Genomic DNA, 24,529 nt, shown 5'->3' with positions numbered 1-24,529 from the left:
CAAACTGGCGAGAATATGCAGTATAAGAAAAAGCGTCGCGTACTCGTGACTTTAAGCGAGTTCGCCCTGTATAGTATCTGTCTTGTCCTAAAATAGGTTTACACAACAGTAAACAAAAATGGAAAGATATTCAAAAGTGTATGGCAGCAAATGGCAAAGCCAGTACAGCGAGGAGTTTAAGCGTAAAGTTTGTCAAGAATATTTAGAAGGTCAGGAAAGCCGAACAACGATTGAAAGGAAATACAAATTAGGCAATAGCCGTATTGCGTTTTGGCTCAAATCATTCGGATTGGAGATGAAGAAAACAATTTATGTATCTTCGAATGATATGCCAACCAAGAAAGATCAGGATGTCCCGGCCGAAAACAGCGCATCAATTAAGTTATTAAAAAAGCAACTTGAAGATGCATTGCTGGAGAAGGAGCTTTATCGTAAAATGATAGAAGTGGCCGAAAGAGATCTTAAGATCAATATCCGAAAAAAGTCCGATACCAAGTAATCCGTGAGATTAAAGACAGCTACCCTGGGATGAGCCTGGTGAAGTGCTGTTGTTTACTTGGAGTTACCCGGCAGGCCTATTACCAGCATTTTTGGGAGACAGAAGCGATAAGCTTTGAGCAGGAAATATTATTAAATGAGGTCCGGGCAATAAGGGCCATACATCCGATTATTGGCGGTAAAAAACTCTATGTTTTGCTGCAGCCTTTTTTGCTTGAGCACCGGATAAAAATGGGCAGGGATGCGCTTTTTGATCTGCTTGCTGCTCACTACTTGTTAGTTAGAAAGAAAAGGCGGCGCATACATACTACTCAATCTTTTCATTGGCTAAGAAAATATCCTAATTGCATAAGAGAAATTATTCCGACTAAAGTGAACGAAATATGGGTGTCAGATATCACTTACTACAGGACAAAGAAGGGATTCGTTTATATCAGTTTTATAACGGATGCCTATAGTAAAAAGATCGTCGGCTATCATGCCGCTGATACACTGGATGCAGTTCACACACTTAGTGCTTTACAAATGGCCATTAAAGAAAGTGACCAGCCTTTGACTGGCTTAATACATCATTCAGACAGAGGTGTTCAGTACTGTAGCTATGATTATGTAAAGCTATTACAGGACAATGAAATAATCATCAGCATGACCGAAAACGGAGACCCTTTAGAGAACGCAGTAGCGGAACGGATAAATGGAATAATGAAACAGGAGTACCTGGAACATCATATACTTAATGATAAAAACCAGGTTATGGAACTTTTAGCTAAGTCTGTAAACACTTATAATAAGCTAAGGCCTCACATGAGTTGCAATATGCTTACACCTGAGATCGTACATCAAAATAACCTATCTGTACAGCGAAATTGGAAAAGTTATTATAATTCAAAAAATGTCAATCTGTAAACCTATTTTAGGACTAATCAATAATGTAAACCTATAGCAGGATTAATCAATTAAACTGTAAACTTATTTTAGGACGATACAAGTTATTATAATTCAAAAAATGTCAATCTGTAAACCTATTTTAGGACTAATCAATAATGTAAACCTATAGCAGGATTAATCAATTAAACTGTAAACTTATTTTAGGACGATACAGAGGCACGAAGCAATCGCGAACTGTACAGGGGTACTTGCACGGCTGCTCTGTAGGTCGGGGATTGCTTCGTGCAATGACGGGTGGTGCGGGCTTGTGTATCGGTAAGCAATCGCGAACTGTACAGGGGTACTTGCATAGCCTCTCTGTATGTTCGCGATTGCTTCGTACCTCGCAATGACGGATGGTGAAGACTTGTTTTTCTTCTTGCCTCTTTCTTCTTGATTCTTGACCTCTTGAATCTTGACTCTATCCGCCTACCACGGGCTTTCACCATAATCGCTGAAGTATTTGCCTGTTGGGCCGTCGGGGCCTATCATGGCGTATTTAACTATCGGTGCTGCGCCGTCTTCTACCGGTTTTGGGCCTCGGTTGCCGTTAAATTCGGTATTGGTGTAGCCGGGGTTTACCATGTTTACTTTAACCTGATCTTTAAGGTCGTAGGCTAATGCTACGGAATAAGCGTTCAGTGCAGTTTTCGACGGCCCATAAGCTGCCGACTTAACCTCATAATGCTCCCAGTTTGGGTCGTTATGATAAGTTAATGAACCCAGATCGGATGTTACGTTCACAATCCGTGGGTTTGGCGACTTTTTAACCAGATCGATAAAAATACGCACCGTACGGATCACCCCGAAAAAGTTAACCTCAAAAACCTCTTTCATGATATCGTCGCTCACGGTGTCGGCTTTCTGCGGGAACGCGCCGGGGATCCCGGCATTATTGATGAGCACATCCAGGTGATCTATTTTGGCGGCCAGTTCATCATGGGCTTTTTGTACCGATGCCTCGTTGGTAACATCTATCAGTAATAGTTCAACATCATTTAAACCTTCGGCTTTAAGCTGCTCAACGGCTTTTTTGCCCCTATCCTGATCACGGCTGCCCAGGTAAATGTAGTAACCGGCCTGGGCCAGCTGACGGGCGCTTTCTAAACCGATACCTTTATTAGCGCCGGTTATTAAAACTGTTTGCTTTTCCATAATACAAAGCTATGGAGGCCCGGTAATTATCCCGCTGCACATAGCAGGGCATTAACTGTACATTTCCCGGATTTGCATCCTGAAGGCTATGGGCGTGGTATCGGTAAGGCGTTTAAAAAAGCGGTTAAAGTAAGCGGCATCCTCAAAACCAAGCTCATCGGCAATTTGCTTTACCGATAGTTCGGTATGCAGCAGGCGGCGTTTAGCCTCAACAATCAGTCGCTCGTGAATGTGAGTGATAGCCGTTTTGCCGCTTTGCTGTTTAATAACATCGGTAAGGTGACCGGGAGTTAAATTCAGCTTTTCGGCATAGGCGGCAACATCATGCTGAGTGGTATAATGCTCGGCTATCAGCGCCTGGAAACTTTTAAGCAGGCAATAATTTAGGGTGATGCAGGTTTCATTATACTGCTCGCTGTACAACCTGCTCAGGTATATAACCAGTACCCGCATCCAGGAGCTAAGCATCTGGTTGCGCCAGGTACCATCAGCTTTAAACTCAACCAGCATTTTGCGCATCGTATCTTCTATAAAAGTAAGATCGGCAGGGCTAAGCTTTATTTCGTGCGCGGCAGCAGGGTTTTGGATTATGGGAAGCTGTTGAAGTATGCGGTTATCTTCCAGCTGCAAAAACTCGTCGGTAAAGCTCATTATCAGGCCCGCTGTAGGCCCCGAATGCTCCTTGAGGTGTACCTGCTGCGGTACGGTAAAATAAAAAGTATCGGGCTTTACGGTATAAGGTACAAAATCTATCCAGTGCCTGTTAGCACCGCTTTTAACCAATACAAACAGGTAATAATCCTTACGGTGAGGCTGCAGAAATGCCGGATCGAGCCAGAACTCGCTGCAGTGCTGCAATGCTTCGCACATATGTATCATGGTATTACCCTGCTCATTGTTCTGTTGCAGGGTAAAAGTAGGGATAACGTTTTTTTCGGGTGTAGTTAAAACAGGCATAAAGCAAAGTACGCAATTTTTGATATGGTGTAAGCAGCCAACCAACAGCGGATTGTAAATGTTTGTTTTATCGTAAATCCTCAAAACGCCATTGCGGGGCACGAAGCAATTAGCCCCCTTAAATCTCCCCCAGAAGTGTAGACTTCAAAAATGTTTAAAGCCCTCTTCTTTGAAGAGTTGAGTGAGGCTAATTGCTTCGTACCTTATAATGATGTGATTGTAAGATATTGATTATTAATTGTATTTTTTGGAGTGATTTTATAAATACGGGCGTTCCCGTTAGCTAACGGGCCGTGCTCATACTGCACCAGGCATTATCCGCCAGTTGGCGGACGGTATCCGCTCCTATCACTAATGCGGCCCGCGCGCGCTATCGCTAAGATATTTTATAGGTCATTACGATTTTTTTCAGGATTTCCCTGATGGATACTCGCAATGACGGGTGGAGAATGTTATTTCACCTTCAGAATCCGCCGGATTTAATCACTACCCATAACAAAGTGATCCCTGGCACAAAACAACTCTCCCCTCTCACTGCAATATCATTTTACAAAAACAGTACATACGCACTGCTTGTTAGTACGCATATTTGCAAAAACAAAAGACATGTCTACATTATTTTCTCCGCTTAAAATAAAAAACATCGAACTAAAAAACCGCATCGTAGTATCGCCTATGTGCGAGTATTCAAGCCAGGATGGCTTTGCTAACGACTGGCACCTGGTACACCTTGGCAGCTTTGCGACAGGCGGCGCAGGACTAATCATTACCGAAGCCGCAGCAGTATCACCCGAAGGACGCATTACCTTTGCCGATCTGGGTTTGTATAAAGACGAGCACATCGAAAAACTAAAACAGATCACTGATTTCATCAAAGCGCAGGGCGCTGTTCCCGGTACGCAGCTGGCGCATGCAGGGCGTAAGGCAAGTCACCAGGAACCATGGAACGGCGGCAAACAGATCCCTGCCGATCAGCCAAATGGCTGGCAAAGCGTTTCGGCAAGCGCTGTTCCTTTTGCTGAAAATGAAGAACCACCTGTAGCTTTAGATAAAGCAGGAATCGAAAAAGTGAAAGCAGATTTTAAAGCTGCTGCCGTAAGGGCTGTTGCTGCCGGTTTCCAGGTAATAGAGCTGCATGGAGCCCACGGTTACCTGATCAACCAGTTTCTTTCACCATTCAGTAACCAACGTACAGATGAATATGGCGGCAGTTTTGAAAACCGCATTCGCTTGCCCCTCGAAATAATTGAAGGTATTAAAGAAGTTTGGCCTGAAGAGAACCTGCTGTTTGTACGGATCTCGGCAACCGAATGGGTAGAAGGCGGCTGGACAGCCGGTGACTCTGTTGCTTTAGCCAATATTTTAAAAGGTAAAGGTGTTGATTTGATTGACTGCTCAACGGGCGGCAACATACCAAATGTTAAAATCCCATTAACGCCAGGTTATCAAGTTGAATTTGCCGAAAAAGTTAAAAAAGAAAGCGGTATACTTACAGGTACGGTAGGTTTGATCACCAAATCGGACCAGGCTAATGAAATTATAGAAAACGAACGCGCCGATCTTGTGTTTTTTGCAAGAGAAATGCTTCGTGATCCGCATTTTGCACTACGCGCCGCACATGAACTTGGCGAGGAAATAAAATGGCCGGTACAGTATGAACGGGCTAAATGGCATTAATTGGTTCACGGGTAATAGTTCATGGTTCATAGCAAACCCTGAAACTAATGCCTCACAAATTAAGCCATGAACTATGAACCATAAACTATGAACTAAATACACAAAAACAACACACTATGAAACGTACAGCAAACGCCCATTGGAACGGTACATTACAGGCAGGCCAGGGAGAGATCACTACCCAGAGCACCGTATTAAACAAAACCCAGTATTCATTTAAAACCCGCTTTGCCGATGGTATTGGCACCAACCCGGAAGAATTATTAGCTGCCGCTCACGCAGGCTGTTTTACTATGGCTGTTGGCGCTGCTTTAACCCAGGCAGGTTTTACCCCTAACGATTTAACCACCGATGCAATCCTTGACCTTGATATGCAAGCCTTAGAGGTTACAGGCATCCATTTAGAAATAAAAGGATCAGCAATTGATGGTGTTTCTGAAGAACAATTTAAAGAAATTGCCGAAGGCGCCAAAGCTAACTGCATTATTTCAAAAGCGCTGAGCGTGCCAATTACTTTAAGTGTTACTTACGCTTAATTACATTTTATAAACTAACAAAAAAGGGATTGCGCAATGCACAATCCCTTTTTTGTTTACATTCTCTTGTCATCCTGCACCTGCCCTTTTAATACAACAAGGCCGCCGGTTAAACCGGTGGCCTTTCAGCACATTGCTAAATAGGGTTTCAATAAGCTATGTTACAATATAAATACAAGCAGCATGGTAATATGTACCAGAACGCTGAATGCAAAAAAGCCAAGCAACGTACGGATACCAGAGCCGCCCATGCCTGCTATAATGTTGGCAAAAAATAGTACAAGGGTTATAGCCAGTATAGCTATAGGAGCATTGTAATAATACAGCAGAAAAGCAGGTACAGGTAAAAAAAGCACACCCTGTGATATCAATGAAAACATGAACCAGGCAGTTCTGTTGGGGGCCTGACTGTCGGCAAAGGCAATTAACTTATTCCAGATATTGTTGCCTGTTTTAATATTGGCTGTGTTAACTGTATTGGTATTTGCAGCGGCCCATTCAGGAGCATTTATTTTTAAAGTTGCCATGATTGTTATCTTTTAATAATACAAAGATGGCCGGTACGGCTTGCCTGTACCATGATCGTGGCGCGTAAAAAAAGTGATCATGGTCACTTCTCAAAACCATGGTGTCGGGGAGAAAAAAACATGTCATTGCAAGGCACGAAGCAATCGCATGCTATACAGGGCGGCATTGCTTACGTGCGATTGCTTCACATACTTGTTTATTTGCTAAAAGGCTGTTTAAAACGATGGTTTTGAATGTAGAGACGCATAATTGCGTCTCACGCCTGCAATTTACGGCAACTGAGACACCTTTTGAAATTGGCTTGTCCTACGTGAGACGCAATTATGCGTCTCTACAAAATATTTTCTTTTTTCAAAACAGCTTGTAAGCCAAAAGCTACTTCCCGGCAGCTTGCAAAAACGCCAATATCTTTTTAGTTTCATTTGGATAGATAGCAATGCGGTGAGTGCGCACCATGTATGGCGATGATTTTTTATTCGCGGTATCATTTACAGCAATGGTATTTGATGGCTTAAGCGGCATATGGCAATCGATACAGTTGTTTTGCATCATCGCGCTTAGCTTAGGCGCTACTTTGCAAAAATTGTGATTGGATTCGGTATGGCAGGTCATACATTTTTTTGAATACAGGGCAAGGTTTCCACCATTATTTACATGCGTGTTATGGCATGTACTGCAATCCATATTGCTCATTATATAACACTTGCTGGCGGTTAGCAGACCGTTCTGGTTGCCGTGCACATCAAGCGAAGCTGCGTTGGTTTGAATATTCAAATAATCCGGCTCCTTGAACCGGGCAAGCGTATCTCCCATTTTAAATTTAAAGGTTGATATCTGGAAAGCCTGCTTACTGCTCGAATGACAAACCCCGCAGGCATCCATTTTTTGAGCACGGGTAAGCGATACAAAACGGATAATATATTTTGCTTGCTTTTCTTCCGGATAAGCCTCGTGGTAATTCACGTGATTGGCAGCGGGGCCATGACAGCGTTCACAATCAATGCCATAAATGACAGATGCAGGTTCAAACTCAACCTTACGGTTTTGCATATCAACATTTTGTGGCGATGCCTGCCTGACGAACGATGCATGGCACTCAAAACATCTTTGCAAAATAGGTCTGTTAAAATCAGGTTTATCACCATCATAACCCGGACTATTCGCCCAGCCATGAACAGCACTAAAGTAAGATACCGGCAATTCAAGCAATTGCTTACCCTGCCAGTACATGTAAGTTTGGGCCTTGTTTACACCAAAAGTGATATCCATTTTATGAGCAAGGGCCTCTTTGCCATTGGCGTAACTCACCTGGTACAGTTCCCCATTGCGTTTCTCCATTTTAACTACAGCACCATCTGCATATTGCAGAGTGTTACTGTGTGGATCAAAACTCCCGTGTACAATATCAGGTGTTGTTGGTCGTGATGAAAGGTAGTGTGCTGTATGCAGGTAACTGTCGTAAACATCCTTATGGCATTTTTCACAACTTGCTGACCCGGCAAAGATCTCGGCTCGCGGGTCCTGCGGCTTATCGCTCAGGCATTGTACCAACAAAAAGCTCAATGGTATCAGTAACAATAAAGCCAAAAAGAATGTGCGCTGCTTAAGCATAAAATTACCTGCTAAAAATTGAAAAGCCAATGTAATGCCCCTCTATATAAAGATAAAAAGGCTGCCATGTAACATGACAGCCTTTTTATTGATTATAAGGGTTAAATTAATAACCCGGATTTTGTTTAAGCTTGGTACCGTTAAGTGTTTCATTTAACGGGATTGGTAAAATCTCATTAACACCTGCTTTAAAGCCTTTAGATGCAAGCACGGTTGGTGCTTGTCCCCAGCGTACAAGGTCAAACCAACGATGGCCTTCGGTAGCCAGCTCAAGTCTGCGCTCATCATAGATATTTTGAAGCGTAGCAGGTTTTGAAGCTAAACCAACACGGGCACGCACTGCATTGTACAATGTTTGTGCACGGCCCTGATCACCGCCGCCGTTCAATTCGGCTTCGGCCTCCATCAGGTAGGTATCAGCCAAACGGATCTCGATGTAATCGTTAGGCCAGTTCAAATCTGTAGTACCTGTGGTAACTTTATTAGCCAATACAGGTGCATACTTCTGAATAAAATAACCTGTATTTTGGTAGCTTGGTGAATAACTGGTTTTGGTAGCTTTAGTTAAACTGTCAATGTTAACAACGGTATAACCATAACGCGGATCGCCTTTTAAAGCGGTAGCCAGTTGGGTTGTTACCGGATTAAAACCATAACCCCCACCATAATACACCGGGCCGGTATAGCTACGCGGACCAATCATCTGGGTGTAGATGTTCGATTTAAACTGGTTCCAGTTGCTCCAGGTATAGCTTTGTGAGCCTGAGTGAACCAATTCAAAAATCGATTCACTGTTAAACTTGTTTTTAGGGCTGAAAACATCGCCAAAATTCGGCAACAGTTTATAGCCGTAGTTGGTATTCACATCCTGCAGCATAGCGGCAGCGTCTGCCCATTTCTTTTCATACAGATAAACTTTACCCAACAAAGCTTTGGCAGCACCCTGCGTAACACGACCGCCTTCTGTTGCCGGAACAGTAGTTGGCAAGCCTGTTATTGCCGCTTTAAGGTCGGTTTCAATCTGCGCATAAACAGCTTCAGGAGTTGCCTGTGGCTGATCATATACGTTAGTAATGTTCAGTGTGGTTAATATCAGTGGTACATTTTTAAACAACCTTATCAGGTCAAAATAATAATGCGCACGTAAAAACTGGCCTTCGGCAGTATAGCGTTTCAATACATCCGCGCTTAAACCTACTGCCTTTGGCAAATTTGCAAGTAATACATCCGTACGGTTTACGCCCTGAAAGTTAATTGCCCAAAACTGGTTTTGCGGACCTAATGCCGGCGTAAGTGTGTAATTATTGATTGCCTGCCACTGAGGTACATCAGACGAGCTGCCGCCACCTGCATAGCAATCATCAGATGCTGAGTTAAGCGCACCAAGCGGATCAGAGTAAGTGTTATCGATACCGCCGGTTTCTGTAACCAACGGATCATAAGCCGCCACAACTGCTGTAAGTGCCTCATCGGGGGTAGAATAATAGTTTGACTCTAAAAATTGCCCTTTAGGATCAAGCTCAAGGAATGATTTTTTACAAGATACTATCGTACCCATCCCCAATAAAACAATCCCTGTATATAGATAATATTTCGATTTCATGATAATTGTAATTTCTGTTATAAAGTAATATCCAAACCTGCCATAAATGTGCGTGCCTGAGGGTAAATGCCCATATCAATACCGCCGCTTATTTCAGGATCATATCCTTTGTAACCTGTAATTGTTACCAGGTTATTACTGCTCAGGAATACTCTAACCCTCTTAACATCGGCTGCTTTTAACCATGCTGCCGGTAAGCTGTAACCCAACTGCAAAGTTTTGATACGGAAGTACGCACCATTTTGCAGGTAAAAGTTTGATGGGTTTTTGAAGTTATTGTTCGGGTCGGCATCACTTAAACGCGGGTAGTTGCTGCTGCTGTTGGTAGTTGTCCACGCGTTAAGCGCTTCAATTGGATAGTTGGCAGCTGGTATATCTAACCTGCGGTAAGCCTGATAAATTTTGTTGCCCCAAACACCTTGTCCAAACAGTTTGAAATCAAAGTTTTTGTAGTTGGCACTCAGGTTAATACCATACGTGAAAGTTGGCAGCGGGTTACCTAAAAACTGGCGGTCGGCCTGGGTTATTTTGCCATCACCATCGGTATCCTGCCATTTAAAATCACCTGGCTTAGCGTTTGGCTGGATCAACTGGCCATTTTTGGTATACGAATCAATTTCGGCCTGCGAATGGAATACACCCAGTTCTTTGAAACCATAAAATTCGCCTAAAGGTTGCCCCGGAGTAACACGGCCAATTTCATAAGTTGAGCTTTGTACGGTACCAAGTGTAAAATGATCTATCTGGTTGCCTAAGCTCAATACAGTGTTTTTGTTGTAAGAGATATTGCCGCCTACGTTATAGCTAAAATCACCTATCTTGTTATTATAGCCAAGGCTTAACTCAATACCTTTATTCTCCATATCACCTACGTTATCATAAGGCTGATCAGAGAAACCTGCATATGAAGGCAATGATACCTGCTGTAACATACCTTTGGTAAGCTTGCGGTATACATCAACAGTTACGCTCAGGTTGTTTAACAGGGTTGCATCAAAACCGATATCGGTAGTATGGGTTTCTTCCCATTTCAGGTTAGGGTTTGCCGGCGCGTTAGGACTGTAGCCGATATAAACCTGATCACCAAATACTGCGTTACGGCCGCTGCCAATTGTAGCAGCATACCTGAACGGCTGGAGCGCCATTTCGTTACCTACCGAGCCGTATGAAGCGCGCAGTTTGAAGAAATCAACAAATGAATTTTTAGGGAACCAGTCTTCACGGCTCATTACGTAGCCGATTTGACCGGCCGGGAATACACCGTAAATGTTGTTGCTACCAAATTTTGATGAACCATCACGACGGATAATACCTGAGAAAAGGTATTTTTGATCGTAGTCATAAGTTACCCTGCCAAAATATGATGCCAAGGTATGTGGCTGTACAGCATCTAAACCAAGTGCACTTGCTGCAATCCGGTTGGCCGCCGGCAAAGCGAAGTTTATAGAGGCATCGTCAAGTGAACCTACCGGCTCGCCCAAAAATGTTCCCTGTAAACCTGATGAAGTAGTTTTTTGCGCACTGGTACCTACTAAAGCGGTAAGGTTGTGTTTACCAAATGAACGGGTGTAGGTAGCTGTGTTATCCCAGTTCCAGGTAAGGTTCCTGTTATAAGCGGTTACCTGCGATGTTGTTGTATTTGACGTACTTGAGTTAAGGTAATACAATGGCGTAAAAGCATCAGAACCATAGTAAGCCTGTTTAGCGCTGATCTGCGAACGGATCTTTAAGCCGCGGATAGGTTCAACCTCAACAAAAGCACTACCTAAAAGGTTGGTAGCATCGTTATAGTTACCCGTAATTGTTTGTGCGTAGGCAAACGGATTAGTGATTTCCTGGCCCACATAGCCTGAAATACCGTAAGGTAAGCCTTGCGCATTGCGGATGATGTTTGCATTAGCATAATCACCCTGATTTGGCTGGGCGCTAACGTTGTTTACAGTAACCGGCGTAATCGGGTCAAGATTTAAGGCAGAGCTTAGCGGACCACCGAATACACTATTGGTGTTACCGAAAGCCTTGTTTTTGCTGTACGCATAGGTAAAGTTTTCACCTACGGTAAGCCATTTCTTTAGTTTGTATGAAGTATTAACCGTGAAGTTAAATTTCTTATAACCCGAAATTGAAGGCATCACCACACCCTGCTGATCAAGATAACCGAATGAGGTATAATAGTTAGCTTTATCAGAAGCGCCGCTGATGCTCAGGTTATGGTTATGAATGATGGCATTACCTTCAAAAATCTCATTTTGCCAGTTAGTACCTGTGCCATAGGATGATGGATTAGCAAAAGGGGCAGCCTTACCATCATTAGTTAATGACTCATTCCTTAAAGTAGCATACTGAGTTGCATTGGTTAGTTTAGGCTTGCTTACCGGCGACTGGATGCCAACATAACCGTTGTAGGTAATTTGGGCATCGCCTTTTTTACCTTTTTTGGTAGTAACGATAATTACACCGTTTGATGAACGGGAACCGTAAATAGCGGCAGACGCATCCTTCAATACATCTATCGATTCAACATCATTCGGGTTGATGTTATCCAAACCGCCGTTATCAACCACAATACCGTCAATTACATATAACGGATCGCTGTTTTGCCTTGAGGTAACACCCCTAACCCTGATTTGTGGTGAAGAACCCGGCGAACCCGAGCTTTGTACAACACTAACACCGGTAACGCGGCCTTTCAAAGCATCGTCAACACGGGTAACCTGCTGATCCTGCAGATCGCTTGCTTTAACACTACTGATAGCGCCGGTAACTGTAGTACGTTTTTGCGTACCATAACCTACAACCACAACTTCGTTAATTGTTTTTATATCTTCAGTTAATACAACATTGATTACTGTTTGGTTGCCAACAACAATTTCTTGTTTAGCATAACCAATAAATTGTACGACGATAACCGAAGCCGGACCTGCAACAGATAATTTGTAGCCTCCGTCAACACCGGTAGTGATACCATTTGTTGTACCTTTTTCGGTAACTGTAGCTCCCGGAACCGGCTGGCCTGTATTATCGGTAACCTTACCGGTAATGGTAACGTTAGCCGCAACCTGCTCAGTAATTACAACACCAGGTTCGGCAGGATTAATTGCAGGTACAGTAGCTGCTTTTTTTTCAAGTACTACCCTATCGTTCATTACATCGTAATTGATACCATTGTCTTTAAACACCTGGTCAAGTACGGTTTTTAATGTTTGGTTATTGATGTTTAATGAAAAGTGCTTATCAGCGTCTAAAGAACTCGTGCTGTAAATAAACTTTACATTGTTATTTTTTTGAAGGTATTGTAAAGCCTCAAGCATGGTTGTATTGCTGAGCGTAACATTTACCTTTTTATTAAGGATCCCCTGAGCTTTAATCGGGCTTGAATAAGCTATGCTGCTTACCATTATTGCTATCAGAATCTGGCTAAAAGTGATCTTCATGATTTTACCCCACGGTATGGGCCTTCGTAAACGAAAATTCATATATTTGTTATGTTTCTTTGTTAAAAATGAGACAATTAATAGCCCGCACACCTCCCTGAGGTGTTCTTAGCGGAACGGGCTTTTGATCCTTAAAACTTAGGGGTGCTCGCAACACTTCTAAGTTTTTTTATGCAGATCATTTCTGGGTTATTTTACTTTTCTTCTTCTTTTAGGTTTGTAGTTTTTTGTACATCTTATAATTTTTGATTTGTTTAAATGGTTGGTTATTTAAGTTCTATATGGTTATTTACTATAGCGTAATCAATATTGAGCGATTTTTTCAGCGCGTTAAGCACATCGGGTAAGTTAAACCCATCAAAATCGGCGTTCAGGATGTAATGGTTTAGCTTTTCGCTGCTTACCTTGATATTTACATTAAAGCTCGAATCAAGTACAGGGATGATCTCCTTAAGCGGCTTGTTATCAAACACGAGATGCGTGCGCTGGTACTGTTTCACCGTTGATCTCACTTCAACCGCCTGTGATGTCAGTGTATGCTTATCATTCAGATAAACCGCCTTTTGATGCGGATAGATCATCACCTCATCTTCGGTAAGCTTTGTTGTAATGGCATTGTTACTACCTTTAGTTTTAACACTTACCGAAACCTTACCTGTTAATACAGATACATCGGCTACGTTACTCCGCTCATTGTCGCGCACCAGGAAACTGGTACCCCAAACTTTGGTAACTATGGAACGGCTGCTGATAATAAAAGGGCGCTGAGGGTTTTTGGTCACCTCAAAAAAGCACTCGCCTGATATGCTCACCTGCCTCGAATCGGGAGCAAACAGGTTAGGATAGCTGATCTTTGCCGATGGATTGAGCCAAACCGCGCTGCTATCCGGCAAGGTAACTTTATAAATATGACCCGTATTATTGCTAATGTTAAACAGGTGTACATCGCTTATCGCTGATGCTGCCAGATGCTGATCTTTTGTTTTTTGGGTATAAATAACCGCTATAGCAGATAGAGCAAATACAACTACAGCCGCAACAGCTACGGTATACCATTTGCGGAACGACACAATTTTTGGTTGTTCTTCAGATACCGGCCGATTCACAAGATCAAGATTGCTAATAATACGGAAGTAGATATTTTCTTCCAGTTGCTTCTCGTCGGTAGGTGACAGGTCCGAAACATGATCATTTTCACGCTCAAAGCTGAAATACCATTGCCTTATTAAAGCTATTTCGGCCTCGGTGCAATCGCCTTTGATGTATTTCTCGAGCAAATCAATGCGTATAGGTTCTTTCATGAAAAGAAAATAATTCCGGTTTATAAATGAGATGACGTTTGTGAGATAGTGTACCCCCTACACTCCCTGAATATTTTTTTAAAAAACATTCAGGGAGTGTCATCAAATTATCCAACACACTGAAATACAGCCAAATTACATTGACTACAATTTGAGTTTTATGCCGCCGTTAACCACAAAACCATCCAGCGGGGCATAAATATCTTTAAATGTCGGGTCGGTAATGCTGCCGGTGTATATCGGGCCGAACTTAGTTTGGCGGGTATCAGTCAGGTTCTCGAAGTTTACAAACAGCGAAAAGTGCTTCCACATCTTTTCGGCCATGAAACCTGCTGTCCAATATCCCCGACCGACCGATCCGTCATTCAAACGCTGCGGACTGAAATAATATGCTTCGGCCCCAAGTTTTAACTTGCCCTCTATTTCATAAACCAGCACATTGTTAAGCCTGTTACGGGATACAAGCGGATAGTTTGTTACTTTGTTGCCGGTATGCTGGGTAACATCGGCCAGGGTATAACCAATAAACAGCTTAAAATTGTTATAGGTTAGCTTAATATTGGTTTCGATGCCCTTGGTATTCAAATCGCCGGGAGGCTGCAGGTATTGTAAATTGCCATCACTTAGGGTAGTTAACAAAATAGGCCTTTCAATACGGGTATAAAAGAAAAGCTGGTTAATGCTCAGGCTCATCATGTTATCAAACAAACCGGTTTTATAAGTAATATCATAATTGGCACCGTATGATCTTTCGGCTTTGGTATTGGCTACATCTATCGGCAATACATTCCTAAACTCAACACGCTCAGCATCCTCGGTAAATACAGTTGGCGCTTTATAGCCAAGGCCCCCGCCCAAACGGGTCGAAAAATGAGCATTTATCTTGTACAGGCCGGAGATTCTCGGCAGTAAAAAGAAGCCGTATTTGCTATGGTGATCTCCCCTCAACCCCGATTCAAGGGTAAACTTACCGGTAGCATTCCAGGTATTTTGTACAAAGGCACCAAATGTGTTGTAACTATAGCTTCGCAGGGCAAAAGCGCTGTTTTTATCTTCGGTAAACTTATCGGTAAGGTAATTTATCCCTACAACCCAATCGGTTCTACTGCTGTTATACGCGTAATTAGCCTCGCTGTAAGATGAAACCTGCGAACCCGAAAACTTGTAAGCGGACAGGTTAATGCTTCGGTCAAAATAGCTTACACTGTTTTTAACTGTAAGTTTCTCCTTATCATTGATAGTATGGTCAAGTTCCAATTGAGAACTGTAACGACCGGTTTTGTTTTCCTCAAAATAGGAATGCTGTTCATCGCCCCGGCCTTTAAGATATTGCATATCACCGCCAATCCTGTTTTCGATAGTTGAGTTTATGCCCGCTATCAGTTTTGTACGGTCATTAAAGTAAAAAAACAACTTGGGATTAAAAGTATAGCGATTAAACCGGGGAATGGCAGATAAACCAATATCTGAAGGATCATAGGCCGTGCCATGGTTATAGGCCGCATACATAGTTACGCCTATATCTTTAAACTTTTGCGAATAAAACCCGCTGGCATCAAGTCCCAAAGCCGATGTTCCATTTAAAAGGAAATTTAATTGTCGCTCGTCGGTTGGTGTTTTAGATACTAGGTTTACCAGCCCAGCAATTGCGCCGCCACCATAAAGTGTTGATGATGAACCTTTAATTACCTCAACCTGCTTCAGGTCAAGCGGAGCTATCTGCAATAAACCAAGTCCACCCGAAAAACCAGAATACAGCGGAAAACCATCGCGAATGATCTGTGTGTATTTACCGTCCAGGCCCTGGATGCGGATACTGGAATTGCCGCTGGTCGCCGATGTTTGCTGTGTTTGGATGCCCGTACTTTCGGCCAGCAGCATACGGATATCTCCGGGCTTCATATTTCCTTTTTCGTCCAGTTCCTCGCCCGAGATCACCTCAACCCTTGTAGGGATGTTTGCTATGGTACGGCTGCTGCGGGTGGCGCCTATCACAACCTCGGCAAGGTTTTCGCCTTCTTCCTTTTCGGGCTGTAAAAAAACAAGTACAGGGGCCTGTTGGTTTAGAGGGAAAATAACTGTATCTGTCCGGGTTTGATATCCGATAAAACTATAACGGATAACCTGTTTACCATCGGGAACATTGTTAAGTATTATCATCCCGCCCGTGTCGGCAGCGGCGCCTTTACCCGTTGCAGGCATTAAAGCAGTAGCGCCAATTAATGGTTCTTTTGTCTTTCCATCTTTAACAATGGCCTTAAATGTATTTTGAGCGTATGATATAGTAGTATAAAGTAGTGCAATAAAAAGCACAGTTAGTTTTTTCATGATGTTATTATAATTAAGTGAATACAGAAAACGGGCCGGGAGGCCGGGTATTAACTTAATTTGGGAGGCAGCCAGATAGCAGAAGAAATTTTGGTAATGCGTGGCTGGCAATATGCAGCATATTCATTAGCAGCGCTCTCCGTTACCACGGGTAAACTAACAATCAAAGCTTTGCCCGCAACGAAGCCTAAACATGAGCCACAGGTAAAGAAGGGCGAACAGCCAAAACACTCCTTTTCATTAGGAGCTTGCTTACTTGTAGCCTCCTTGTTTACAACAACGCAGTCCTTATCTGTGCAGCATGGTTTAGCCGAAAGGATAATAACATATAAAGACAAGATGAAACAAATAATTTTCACGCACCAAAGCTATTTAATTATTGCCGGCTTTGGAAAATGATTTATCAAAAGCAGTGTTAAAATTTGTGAAATAACATGGCCATCACCCACAGCATGTGATGGCTCAGACTTAAACGCAACCGTTTAATTGCCTTGGTAATTTGATTTTCAACCGTCTTTTCCGAGATTCCCAGCATCTGGGCTATCTCCTTGTTGGATTTATATTCCTTACGGCTCAATTCAAAAACCGACCGGCATTTATCAGGGAGATGACTTATTTCGGTTTCAAGCGTATGGGTCAGATCGCGAAGCATGATCGCATCTTCGGTTCCGGTATCGGTCTCGGTAGTTAATAATTTAAGCGCCTCGGTATGTTTTGCCCTGATGGTTTGTTTACGGTATTGATCAACCACCTGGTTTAAAACCGCCAGGTGCAGGTAACCGCCAATAGTAGTATTAATTTGCAGCGTATGGCGTTTATGCCAAAGATTTGAAAATATCTCCTGAACAACTTCCTCGCACAGTTCTTTATTTTTCAAGCGTTTGTAAGCATCGCCGTACAGCTTTTTCCAATAACGCTGGTAAATTTCCCTGAACGCACTAAGCTTATCCTGCTGCAGTAACCCTATCAACTCCTCCTCAGTCAGCCTGGTAAAATCGTTCATTTGTTAAATAACGTGGCAATTAATGTTAAAAGATTGGCAAAACTCAAAATAATTAAGGCAACTAACAAGATGTGAATTGTAATACTTTTAATATAAAACCATCATTATGTTGCTTTGACACAATAAGATAAACAGGTTGCAATGTTGATTTTACAGCAAACAGGTGGGATTTTATGTATAGATTCACTTGATTCGAGGCAAATTTATATTGACTATAAATTGACACAAAATAAGATTTTTTGCTGCTGAACGGGGTAAAATATCGTTATGATAAAATAAGAGGTTATACGATTTATATAATATATCTGATAAACGGAACTTTAATGGACTTGCTTATAATAATTTAATTGGGGAGTAACTCTAATAGATGCTTGCCTATTTAAAACTAAGATAATGGCGTTGCCTTCGGCCGGGCTATCCGCTCATACGCCTGCAGGCATTACGCTCTTGGCCGGTATCCGCTACTATCCCTAACGCTGTCTGAATCAGAATTTACAGGATTTAGGAATCTACAGAATTAGATAATCAAAAAGCTTTAACCAGAGCAGACTCATTCCCCGCCAAATCAACTGCCCTCACACTTAGCTTACCATTTTCACCCGCCATAAAATAATTTAATGGTGTAAAACCAATCCTTTTGCCATTGCTATAAATATTATAACCCAGCACCCGCTTATTATCCTCAGATGCCCCCCATTTTAAAGTACCGGTAGCCTTAACCAGTTTTACCTTTCGCGGTACAGTAGGTGGTGTTTTATCCGGATCGAGCTGCATAATACAGTTCATCAGCGCGCGCAAGGTGTGGTAAGTTCCCTTCCAGATCTGCCCTTTGAGGGCTGTTTTATATTGAGGTTGCTTATCTATGCCCCCCTGGTACCAGTCGCCGTGCTCATGGTCAATGAGGTAGTTTTGGGTGTATTGCCACAAGATTTTAAACTTATCAAAATACTGATGCTTATCCTGTGGATATTTGGCCGCCATGATGAACAGGGTGTTGAGCCCTTCGGCCTGTGCCCACCAGTTTTTGGTATCCTCGGTAATGGTAAGTCCGGGCTTATCTTTAAAGTAATAACCTTCGTCATAAAAGCCGCCAACCTTGTTATCCCACCCGTTATCCAATGCATCGTCGACCATTTTCTTACCTATCTGTAAGGTTTTGATATCATCCTCCCAGCCTAAAGCATGTGAGGCTTCAAGCATCAGGTAAGCCGTTTCCACATTGTGTCCGTACGAGATATGATCAAGGCTATGATGCTGCTTATAAACTGCAAGGCTCGAATCGCGGTAGGAAACCGGTGTCCAGTCGGGTTGAAAAAACAGGATGAGGTTACCCTTGTCATTGGTAATCTTATCGCGCACCAGCAGCAGCATTTCCTCCAAACGCGCTTTGAGCAGTTTATCAGGCCATACGCCATACAATTCAGTAAATGCCTCCAGCAGGTGGATGGATGAGTTTTGATCTTTATAGCCCGTTTCGGCAGTTGATTTTATGCTTGCATCTCTTACAACGGGCGTACCATCGCGCTGCATGTGCTGGTAGTAACCTTTATAAACCGGGTCGTGGGCGTGTTTCTCCAGCCACCAAAAACCTTGCTTAGCCAGGTTTAACGCGCTGCTATCCCCCGAAGCCTGGTAATATGCAGCAAGCGCGTAAATAGCAAAAGAGTTGCCATAAGCTTCCTTAGGTGCAAAGCCACCCTGTTTAGGATTGCCCTGTTTATCGGTAAAAATGTAAAAGCCTCCGTACTGTTTATCCCACAATCTATCCCGCAAAAACTCATACCCATGGCGAGCCCCTTCTATGTAATATTTTTTACCGGGGAAAAGCTCTGCAGCTTTGCTGTTGCTCCAAACATGCCGGGCCTGGGTTACCAGCATCTTATCCTGGTTTCCCGTTGGCTTAAAATCATATGTAAACGCGCTTAAAAAGCCACCATCGGCAGTATCAATAGCGGCGGGGTACCAGGGTTTAAGCAGTTCATCAACCATCGATCTTTGCATTTCATGGGCTATCTTTTGCTTTTCGCCCTGATTATTTTGAGCAAATACAACCGACGCGGTACCGATTAAAGCCGAAAGCAACGTGATCTTCAATTTCATAAGCTTACTTTTTATTTAAAACGTGATCGGCTGCTAAAACTAAAAACAGGTAATCGGTAGTGCCCCCGCCTAAAACGTACTCGCCCTGTTGCCATAGGTAAGGCCAGTTAAGCAGTTCGGGAAAATCTGGACGGATAAGCGCCGTGCCGGATGTGATGCCACCGGGAATATATGAGCGGTCGGCCCGGTTAAAGCCGTAAGCGGTGGTCATTGACTTTGCGCCCACTCCCGATACAAATGAAGCTGTGTTAGCCCCCGGATGACAGCCCAGCACAAAATCAATGGCATGCAGTATATAGGTATCGCTAAAAACAGATGGGAAACCGGAGTATAAAAAGTATTGTTTATACCCAAAATTCTGGATCCCCCAGCCCGCTCCCCAAATATTAGGTTCGTACGGAACACCATAAGGGGTTTTGGTTCCCTGCTGCTGAATTTGAGCGTAGAGCTTCTTTACAGCTTCGGTTATTTTATCATGATAATTTGCATCATTGATCAATCCCATGGTGCGGCCAACCAACCAGCCGGTGTTATCAATACTGTTGGCTATTGCATCAGTATTGTTTACCAGGTAATCGGCATAGGTTTTATCTTTTGTAGTAATAAATAACTCAACGGCTAAAGCTACGCGGTGGCGCAAATTCTGATCTGGCGTATTTTTCCAAACCTCCTGTGCTATTTGCAGGCATTGTGTAGCAAGCGTGTCATTATAGCCCTTCATTACACGACTGGCAGCGGCCAGTGCGGCGGCTGTTTCTAATGAGCGGCCGGGATTGTCCTCAGTAAATACCCAGCGGTCATCAGCTGCGGCAGGAGTTTTCAATACAGGGTCGGTATTTGAAGCGTTGGTTACAAAAGGTTTGTTATCGGTGATATTAGCGGCATCACCTAAAATGGTGTACTGCCTGATGGTTGGCTCAATAACTCCGCGGTAAAAACGCCCCATTGCCTGGTAGCCGCCGGTTATAGCCAGCAAACCGTGCTCAATCTGTTGCAGCATATCCGGTTTACCATCGGGTTGGTGGATTTCTACAATGTGGTTCTTTTGGTCGATAGTGGTATTATCATACTTTACGTCAAAAGCCTCGTATGCTAAGGTAAGCCCATGAACCGTTTCTGCCTGTGATTCAACCCGCAGATCAAAATCACCGGCATCATGCCATGCGCCACGGTCGAGAAATGGTACGTTATCGCCCGGTTTATATTTGTTGAGCGTACTATGCCCCTGGATATACCCATCAAAATGATTGGAATCTATTGGCGCCATCCTTGCATCATCCATATGGCATAAACCATGCCATACGCGGTATTTTTCGTTAACACGCATGTGGCACATCTGTATTGGCAAAAAGTATGAAAGCGTTGGCTGCCATACATCATTTTTAAATACGTCAGTACTGATCTGGAATGGCTCGGTTTGATAGCTACCATATTTCACCACATACATGCCCGGTTTGATGATCTTTGAAAAATCAAATTGCAGATAATGGTATCTCAAAAAATCGCCCCAGTTATTAGGCGTAGCTTTTAGAACGGCTACCAAACCGCCGTTTTCATCTACCCTCAGCAGCGAAACCGGCAATACTTTTTTGTCATTCCTATCCAGCTCAATTACAGCTATCTTTTGCTGCGCAGGATGATAGCCCACTTGTGATACCTGTACCACAGGCTGCGATTGCCAGCCGTCGACAGCATTTGGTGTTACCAGCCATTCTATAGCATTTTTTGACGCACCTTTCGCCACTAATGAACGTACCACAAACCAGCCATTGTTATGCTTAGCCCGGCCATCCAGCAATTGCAGGTTACCTCCCGAAAGGTTTTCAATGGTCATGCGCTGCAAATCGGTTTCAGGTACTATAGTGAGCTTTCTGCCTTCGGCCATAGGCATAACCTGGATTTCGCCTTCTTTGTCGATATAAGTTTGTCCATCGGCCTGCTGTGGAAAGATGCCAAACTGCTTATCCATATAATAGGATTTGCCAAACAGGATCCCCGGAAATAACTCCAGGTTAAAACCTACTTTACCAATCCAATTATCCGGCAGGGGTTTGTCCAAATCAACAATGATCCTGAATGCTTTACCTGCCGGGATTACCCGGATATTATAAGCAAAATTCAGATCCGGGTAAATGATGGGATTGAAACCATGGCGGTTCATATCCGGATTGGGGAACTCCATGCGTACGCTTACCTCGCCGGTAGTTTTATTAACTACCCGCTTACCCACTTTGGGAATAGGCGACCATTGCCCCGGCGTAGGTTCCAGCCTGATATCGCCATTGGTAGCTACACGCTGCCCGTTTTGGATAATGCCTACCCCACCCTGATGTCCTTCGGGATAAAAATCATGGGCAAGCATCACGTTTACACCCTTATATTCAAGATATTCCTGCGCGTTAAGCTTCATTAAATTAACAGCAGGCTTAACCTGTGCATACAAAAAGCAGGGCAATAAACAGCAGGCAGTAATAATCGTCGTGAAGGTAAATTTAGATCTCATCAGGATAATGGGTTAACCGGTAATATGCAATAAGATATTTGCATGGCTAAAAATACTTCTGCGGCAAGGGCTCAGTATAATGATATATTAACCTTTTGTTGCCTATTTTATACAATAACAGGGATTTTACATTAAAAATTACTATCAATTAAAACCCTGTTTACGGCGCCGCAATCCACTTACTACCAATTAATTAAAAATTAAAATACCTGATATCGGGTATTCATTTTGTTCATTAATTAATTTAAATTTGATTACCAGTAATACCTGTGTGCCGAAAAAGGGATCAAAGAGTAGGCAACAATCATTAAACCGATGGCCTTTCCGTTATTCTTAGCTGTAACAGCTTCGTGGCTGTTACTGAACCCCTGTTTGAAAAACCAAGTTTTTAAATTATTGGCGGCTGCATTTATTTTTCTTAGCTGCTCTGCAGCAGTTCATGCGCAGCCTGCAAACCCCGATAGTGCAAAAAACACTATAGGTAAAAAAGATTCAGTAGCTAAAGCAAAATTCCTTCCCGATTCTATATTAAATATTTACAACCTAAGCGGACGAAAGGATTCGGCCAGGCTCAATGAAATCATCGCTATCAGGCTCAAAACTACGCTCCCTATAGATTCGTTCAAAACCTTGTACGTTGATGACATCAAAGTAGGAGAAACTGCTTTTTGGAGTAGCAACGATTATGAAAAGATAGTATATTTTAAAATAGATGAATCGGTACAGAACCTGGCCGTGCAGTTTTTAGCCAGCAAATCTCTTGATAAGGCCCGCATCCCGGTATATTTTTCAGTAGGATACTCTGGCGGGTACATAACCAAAGGCTTAATAAAAACACAGCTTGAGGTTAAACAAAAAATAAGCAGGGTTTGGGTATGGGTAATGGCAGTTATAATGGCAGGTTTCCTGGCAATGGGTTTAAAAAACAATATCTTAAAAGATGACAGCAATTTATACTACAGCCTGAGCCGTACGCAACTCCTGTATTGGACGGTAATTTTTTGCGTCACTTATCTGTACATATGTAATGAAACAGGAGCCCTTCCTGATATCCCGGGTTCGCTGCTCGCTATCCTGGGCATTAGCGCTGCAACTATGGCTACGGGCAAGGTTATCGAAAACGACCAAAAAACCAAAACCGAAATTGATCCCAAAGCGCATAGTGAAGGCTTTTTTCACGATATCCTATCCGACAGGAGCAGCATCAATATCCAGCGCCTTCAAAATGTGTTGTTCAATATCTTGTTCGGGCTGATCTTTATACAAAAAACCATATCATCAAACCTGCTTCCCGATTTTGATAACAACATTTTGCTGATGATGGGCATAAGCGCAGGCACCTATGCCGGGTTAAAAGCCACCGAGCCAACCAAAGACCAGCCAACTGAGCAACATGATTCAACTACCGTGGGAAATGAAAAACCAACCGACCAACCCGACGGAGATGACAGTAAAGGGGGTGGAGGTAAAACAAAATAAACAAAGCTTTTAATAAAAACAGGCACAAACCCGGTATCATATGATGATAAACCGGGCCTGTGCCTGTTCTTTTAATTCGGGTTTAAGCTGAATTAGCTTTGTACGGTAACGGTTGGGTCCCAGTAATAGTAACCAAATAATACCGGGTCATTAACGCCTCTCTGGCGTACATAAAGTGCAAACTGAACGTTGTATTGTTCGGTACCTTTGTTAATTACAGTAGCCTGGTTAAACCAAAAATTTTGATCTGAGAACCCAACAGGAAGTGCAGTGCCATTAGTTGGCAAAATACCTGTGCGGTTGTATACATTGAAAGTTTCGCCATCAAATACTACATCTTGTGCATACCATGCTAATTTGTAAATAACTACGGCCGAATCAAAGTTACCATACTCTGATACCGCATACCAGCGTATAACATCGCCTACATCAGCTTTGATGTTAAGGTCGGCCCCGCCCGAACCGGTAATGGTATTACCGCGGGTAGCAACCATATACATATAGCTATGAGGCAAGCCTGTGGGAGCATTAGGATCCTGGCTTGGGCTTGGATAATCGGTAGTGATTGCATCGGTGTCGATAACTACCTGGATGTTGATGATCTCCTGCGAGGTGGAGAGAAATTCGCTGTTAATTGCCATGACTAAAAGGGTTATTAGGATAAATAAATGTCCCTACTCTTTAAAGGATTTTCGGGTTAGCTCCTTTGATCAGAGCGGAAAAGACCGAAGCGCTTCTTACCGGTTTTTCTTCTTCGCTTATCACAATACAAACCTCCGCTTATTTAAACAGGCTTATTAGAGAAAAAATACCGAATAAAAAAAATAAGTATTTATACGTATGCAAACCATAAAAACACCCTTTCACACTATTTCACACCTATTAACTT

18 protein-coding genes are annotated in these 24,529 nt (G+C 43.0%); 6 read left to right on the top strand and 12 right to left on the bottom strand.

Features of this window, described 5'->3' with window-relative positions:
- Positions 1-118: 118 nt before the first annotated feature.
- Both SNE26_RS02130 and SNE26_RS02125 read left to right on the top strand, forming a co-directional pair.
- Complete coding sequence (locus SNE26_RS02130; protein ID WP_321554927.1) at positions 119-499, top strand: hypothetical protein; 381 nt, start codon at positions 119-121, stop codon at positions 497-499.
- A gap of 29 nt (positions 500-528) precedes the next feature.
- Complete coding sequence (locus SNE26_RS02125; RefSeq protein ID WP_321554928.1) at positions 529-1,404, top strand: IS3 family transposase; 876 nt, start codon at positions 529-531, stop codon at positions 1,402-1,404.
- Between the two features lie 450 nt (positions 1,405-1,854).
- Here SNE26_RS02125 and SNE26_RS02120 read toward each other — a convergent pair whose 3' ends face one another.
- Positions 1,855-2,580, bottom strand: coding sequence for an SDR family oxidoreductase (locus tag SNE26_RS02120; protein ID WP_321557732.1), 726 nt, complete (start codon positions 2,578-2,580; stop codon positions 1,855-1,857).
- 51 nt (positions 2,581-2,631) lie between these two features.
- The gene (locus tag SNE26_RS02115; RefSeq protein WP_321557731.1) at positions 2,632-3,537 is read right to left on the bottom strand and encodes a helix-turn-helix domain-containing protein; all 906 of its coding nucleotides are present in this window, start codon (positions 3,535-3,537) and stop codon (positions 2,632-2,634) included.
- A 606-nt stretch (positions 3,538-4,143) separates the two neighbouring features.
- On the opposite strand from SNE26_RS02115, the gene SNE26_RS02110 reads away from it, so the two are divergent.
- Both SNE26_RS02110 and SNE26_RS02105 read left to right on the top strand, forming a co-directional pair.
- The gene (locus tag SNE26_RS02110) at positions 4,144-5,214 is read left to right on the top strand and encodes an NADH:flavin oxidoreductase/NADH oxidase (protein ID WP_321557730.1); all 1,071 of its coding nucleotides are present in this window, start codon (positions 4,144-4,146) and stop codon (positions 5,212-5,214) included.
- 116 nt (positions 5,215-5,330) lie between these two features.
- Positions 5,331-5,750 carry an OsmC family peroxiredoxin gene (locus SNE26_RS02105; protein WP_090523343.1) on the top strand — a complete coding sequence of 140 codons (420 nt, stop codon included), beginning with the start codon at positions 5,331-5,333 and terminating at the stop codon, positions 5,748-5,750.
- A 161-nt stretch (positions 5,751-5,911) separates the two neighbouring features.
- On the opposite strand, the gene SNE26_RS02100 is transcribed toward SNE26_RS02105, so the two are convergent.
- The 6 genes from SNE26_RS02100 to SNE26_RS02075 form a co-directional block, all read right to left on the bottom strand.
- Complete coding sequence (locus SNE26_RS02100) at positions 5,912-6,277, bottom strand: hypothetical protein (RefSeq protein WP_321557729.1); 366 nt, start codon at positions 6,275-6,277, stop codon at positions 5,912-5,914.
- 376 nt (positions 6,278-6,653) lie between these two features.
- Positions 6,654-7,889 (bottom strand): cytochrome c3 family protein, encoded by a 1,236-nt coding sequence (locus tag SNE26_RS02095; RefSeq protein WP_321557728.1) that lies wholly within the window; start codon positions 7,887-7,889, stop codon positions 6,654-6,656.
- Between the two features lie 106 nt (positions 7,890-7,995).
- On the bottom strand, positions 7,996-9,492 hold the full coding sequence (locus tag SNE26_RS02090) for a RagB/SusD family nutrient uptake outer membrane protein (RefSeq protein WP_321557727.1): 1,497 nt from the start codon (positions 9,490-9,492) through the stop codon (positions 7,996-7,998).
- Positions 9,493-9,509: 17 nt separating this feature from the next.
- Positions 9,510-12,926 (bottom strand): TonB-dependent receptor, encoded by a 3,417-nt coding sequence (locus SNE26_RS02085; protein WP_321557726.1) that lies wholly within the window; start codon positions 12,924-12,926, stop codon positions 9,510-9,512.
- Positions 12,927-13,192: 266 nt separating this feature from the next.
- A complete protein-coding gene (locus tag SNE26_RS02080) occupies positions 13,193-14,227 on the bottom strand; it encodes a FecR family protein (protein WP_321557725.1) in 1,035 nt (344 codons plus the stop codon).
- Positions 14,228-14,371: 144 nt separating this feature from the next.
- On the bottom strand, positions 14,372-16,555 hold the full coding sequence (locus tag SNE26_RS02075) for a TonB-dependent receptor (protein WP_321557724.1): 2,184 nt from the start codon (positions 16,553-16,555) through the stop codon (positions 14,372-14,374).
- A 60-nt stretch (positions 16,556-16,615) separates the two neighbouring features.
- Between SNE26_RS02075 and SNE26_RS02070 the strand changes: the two genes are divergently transcribed.
- Entirely contained in the window at positions 16,616-16,954 is a 339-nt protein-coding gene (locus SNE26_RS02070; RefSeq protein WP_321557723.1) for a hypothetical protein, read from the top strand.
- A 16-nt stretch (positions 16,955-16,970) separates the two neighbouring features.
- Here SNE26_RS02070 and SNE26_RS02065 read toward each other — a convergent pair whose 3' ends face one another.
- From SNE26_RS02065 to SNE26_RS02055, 3 genes are all read right to left on the bottom strand, one after another.
- Positions 16,971-17,558 (bottom strand): RNA polymerase sigma-70 factor, encoded by a 588-nt coding sequence (locus SNE26_RS02065; protein ID WP_321557722.1) that lies wholly within the window; start codon positions 17,556-17,558, stop codon positions 16,971-16,973.
- A gap of 525 nt (positions 17,559-18,083) precedes the next feature.
- A complete protein-coding gene (locus SNE26_RS02060) occupies positions 18,084-19,658 on the bottom strand; it encodes an AGE family epimerase/isomerase (RefSeq protein WP_321557721.1) in 1,575 nt (524 codons plus the stop codon).
- A 4-nt stretch (positions 19,659-19,662) separates the two neighbouring features.
- Positions 19,663-22,161, bottom strand: coding sequence for a glycoside hydrolase family 9 protein (locus SNE26_RS02055; RefSeq protein ID WP_321557720.1), 2,499 nt, complete (start codon positions 22,159-22,161; stop codon positions 19,663-19,665).
- Positions 22,162-22,533: 372 nt separating this feature from the next.
- Here SNE26_RS02055 and SNE26_RS02050 point away from each other — a divergent pair, with 372 nt between their 5' ends.
- Positions 22,534-23,640 carry a hypothetical protein gene (locus tag SNE26_RS02050; RefSeq protein WP_321557719.1) on the top strand — a complete coding sequence of 369 codons (1,107 nt, stop codon included), beginning with the start codon at positions 22,534-22,536 and terminating at the stop codon, positions 23,638-23,640.
- A gap of 92 nt (positions 23,641-23,732) precedes the next feature.
- Here the strand turns inward: SNE26_RS02050 and SNE26_RS02045 are convergent, their stop codons facing one another.
- Positions 23,733-24,281, bottom strand: coding sequence for an inclusion body family protein (locus SNE26_RS02045; protein WP_321557718.1), 549 nt, complete (start codon positions 24,279-24,281; stop codon positions 23,733-23,735).
- Positions 24,282-24,529: the final 248 nt, after the last annotated feature.

This window comes from Mucilaginibacter sp. cycad4 (assembly GCF_034263275.1).
In the GTDB taxonomy this organism is placed as follows: Bacteria; Bacteroidota; Bacteroidia; order Sphingobacteriales; family Sphingobacteriaceae; genus Mucilaginibacter.
This window is presented reverse-complemented; position numbering and strand designations above follow the sequence as displayed.

Excerpts from the sequence above, each read along its gene's own strand:
- SNE26_RS02045 (WP_321557718.1), bottom strand. The coding sequence starts at position 24,281 with ATGGCAATTAACAGCGAATTTCTCTCCACCTCGCAGGAGATCATCAAC.
- SNE26_RS02075 (WP_321557724.1), bottom strand. The coding sequence starts at position 16,555 with ATGAAAAAACTAACTGTGCTTTTTATTGCACTACTTTATACTACTATA.
- SNE26_RS02060 (WP_321557721.1), bottom strand. The coding sequence starts at position 19,658 with ATGAAATTGAAGATCACGTTGCTTTCGGCTTTAATCGGTACCGCGTCG.
- SNE26_RS02120 (WP_321557732.1), bottom strand. The coding sequence starts at position 2,580 with ATGGAAAAGCAAACAGTTTTAATAACCGGCGCTAATAAAGGTATCGGT.
- SNE26_RS02080 (WP_321557725.1), bottom strand. The coding sequence starts at position 14,227 with ATGAAAGAACCTATACGCATTGATTTGCTCGAGAAATACATCAAAGGC.
- SNE26_RS02100 (WP_321557729.1), bottom strand. The coding sequence starts at position 6,277 with ATGGCAACTTTAAAAATAAATGCTCCTGAATGGGCCGCTGCAAATACC.
- SNE26_RS02110 (WP_321557730.1), top strand. The coding sequence starts at position 4,144 with ATGTCTACATTATTTTCTCCGCTTAAAATAAAAAACATCGAACTAAAA.
- SNE26_RS02095 (WP_321557728.1), bottom strand. The coding sequence starts at position 7,889 with ATGCTTAAGCAGCGCACATTCTTTTTGGCTTTATTGTTACTGATACCA.
- SNE26_RS02065 (WP_321557722.1), bottom strand. The coding sequence starts at position 17,558 with ATGAACGATTTTACCAGGCTGACTGAGGAGGAGTTGATAGGGTTACTG.
- SNE26_RS02090 (WP_321557727.1), bottom strand. The coding sequence starts at position 9,492 with ATGAAATCGAAATATTATCTATATACAGGGATTGTTTTATTGGGGATG.
- SNE26_RS02105 (WP_090523343.1), top strand. The coding sequence starts at position 5,331 with ATGAAACGTACAGCAAACGCCCATTGGAACGGTACATTACAGGCAGGC.
- SNE26_RS02130 (WP_321554927.1), top strand. The coding sequence starts at position 119 with ATGGAAAGATATTCAAAAGTGTATGGCAGCAAATGGCAAAGCCAGTAC.
- SNE26_RS02115 (WP_321557731.1), bottom strand. The coding sequence starts at position 3,537 with ATGCCTGTTTTAACTACACCCGAAAAAAACGTTATCCCTACTTTTACC.
- SNE26_RS02085 (WP_321557726.1), bottom strand. The coding sequence starts at position 12,926 with ATGAAGATCACTTTTAGCCAGATTCTGATAGCAATAATGGTAAGCAGC.
- SNE26_RS02125 (WP_321554928.1), top strand. The coding sequence starts at position 529 with ATGAGCCTGGTGAAGTGCTGTTGTTTACTTGGAGTTACCCGGCAGGCC.
- SNE26_RS02055 (WP_321557720.1), bottom strand. The coding sequence starts at position 22,161 with ATGAGATCTAAATTTACCTTCACGACGATTATTACTGCCTGCTGTTTA.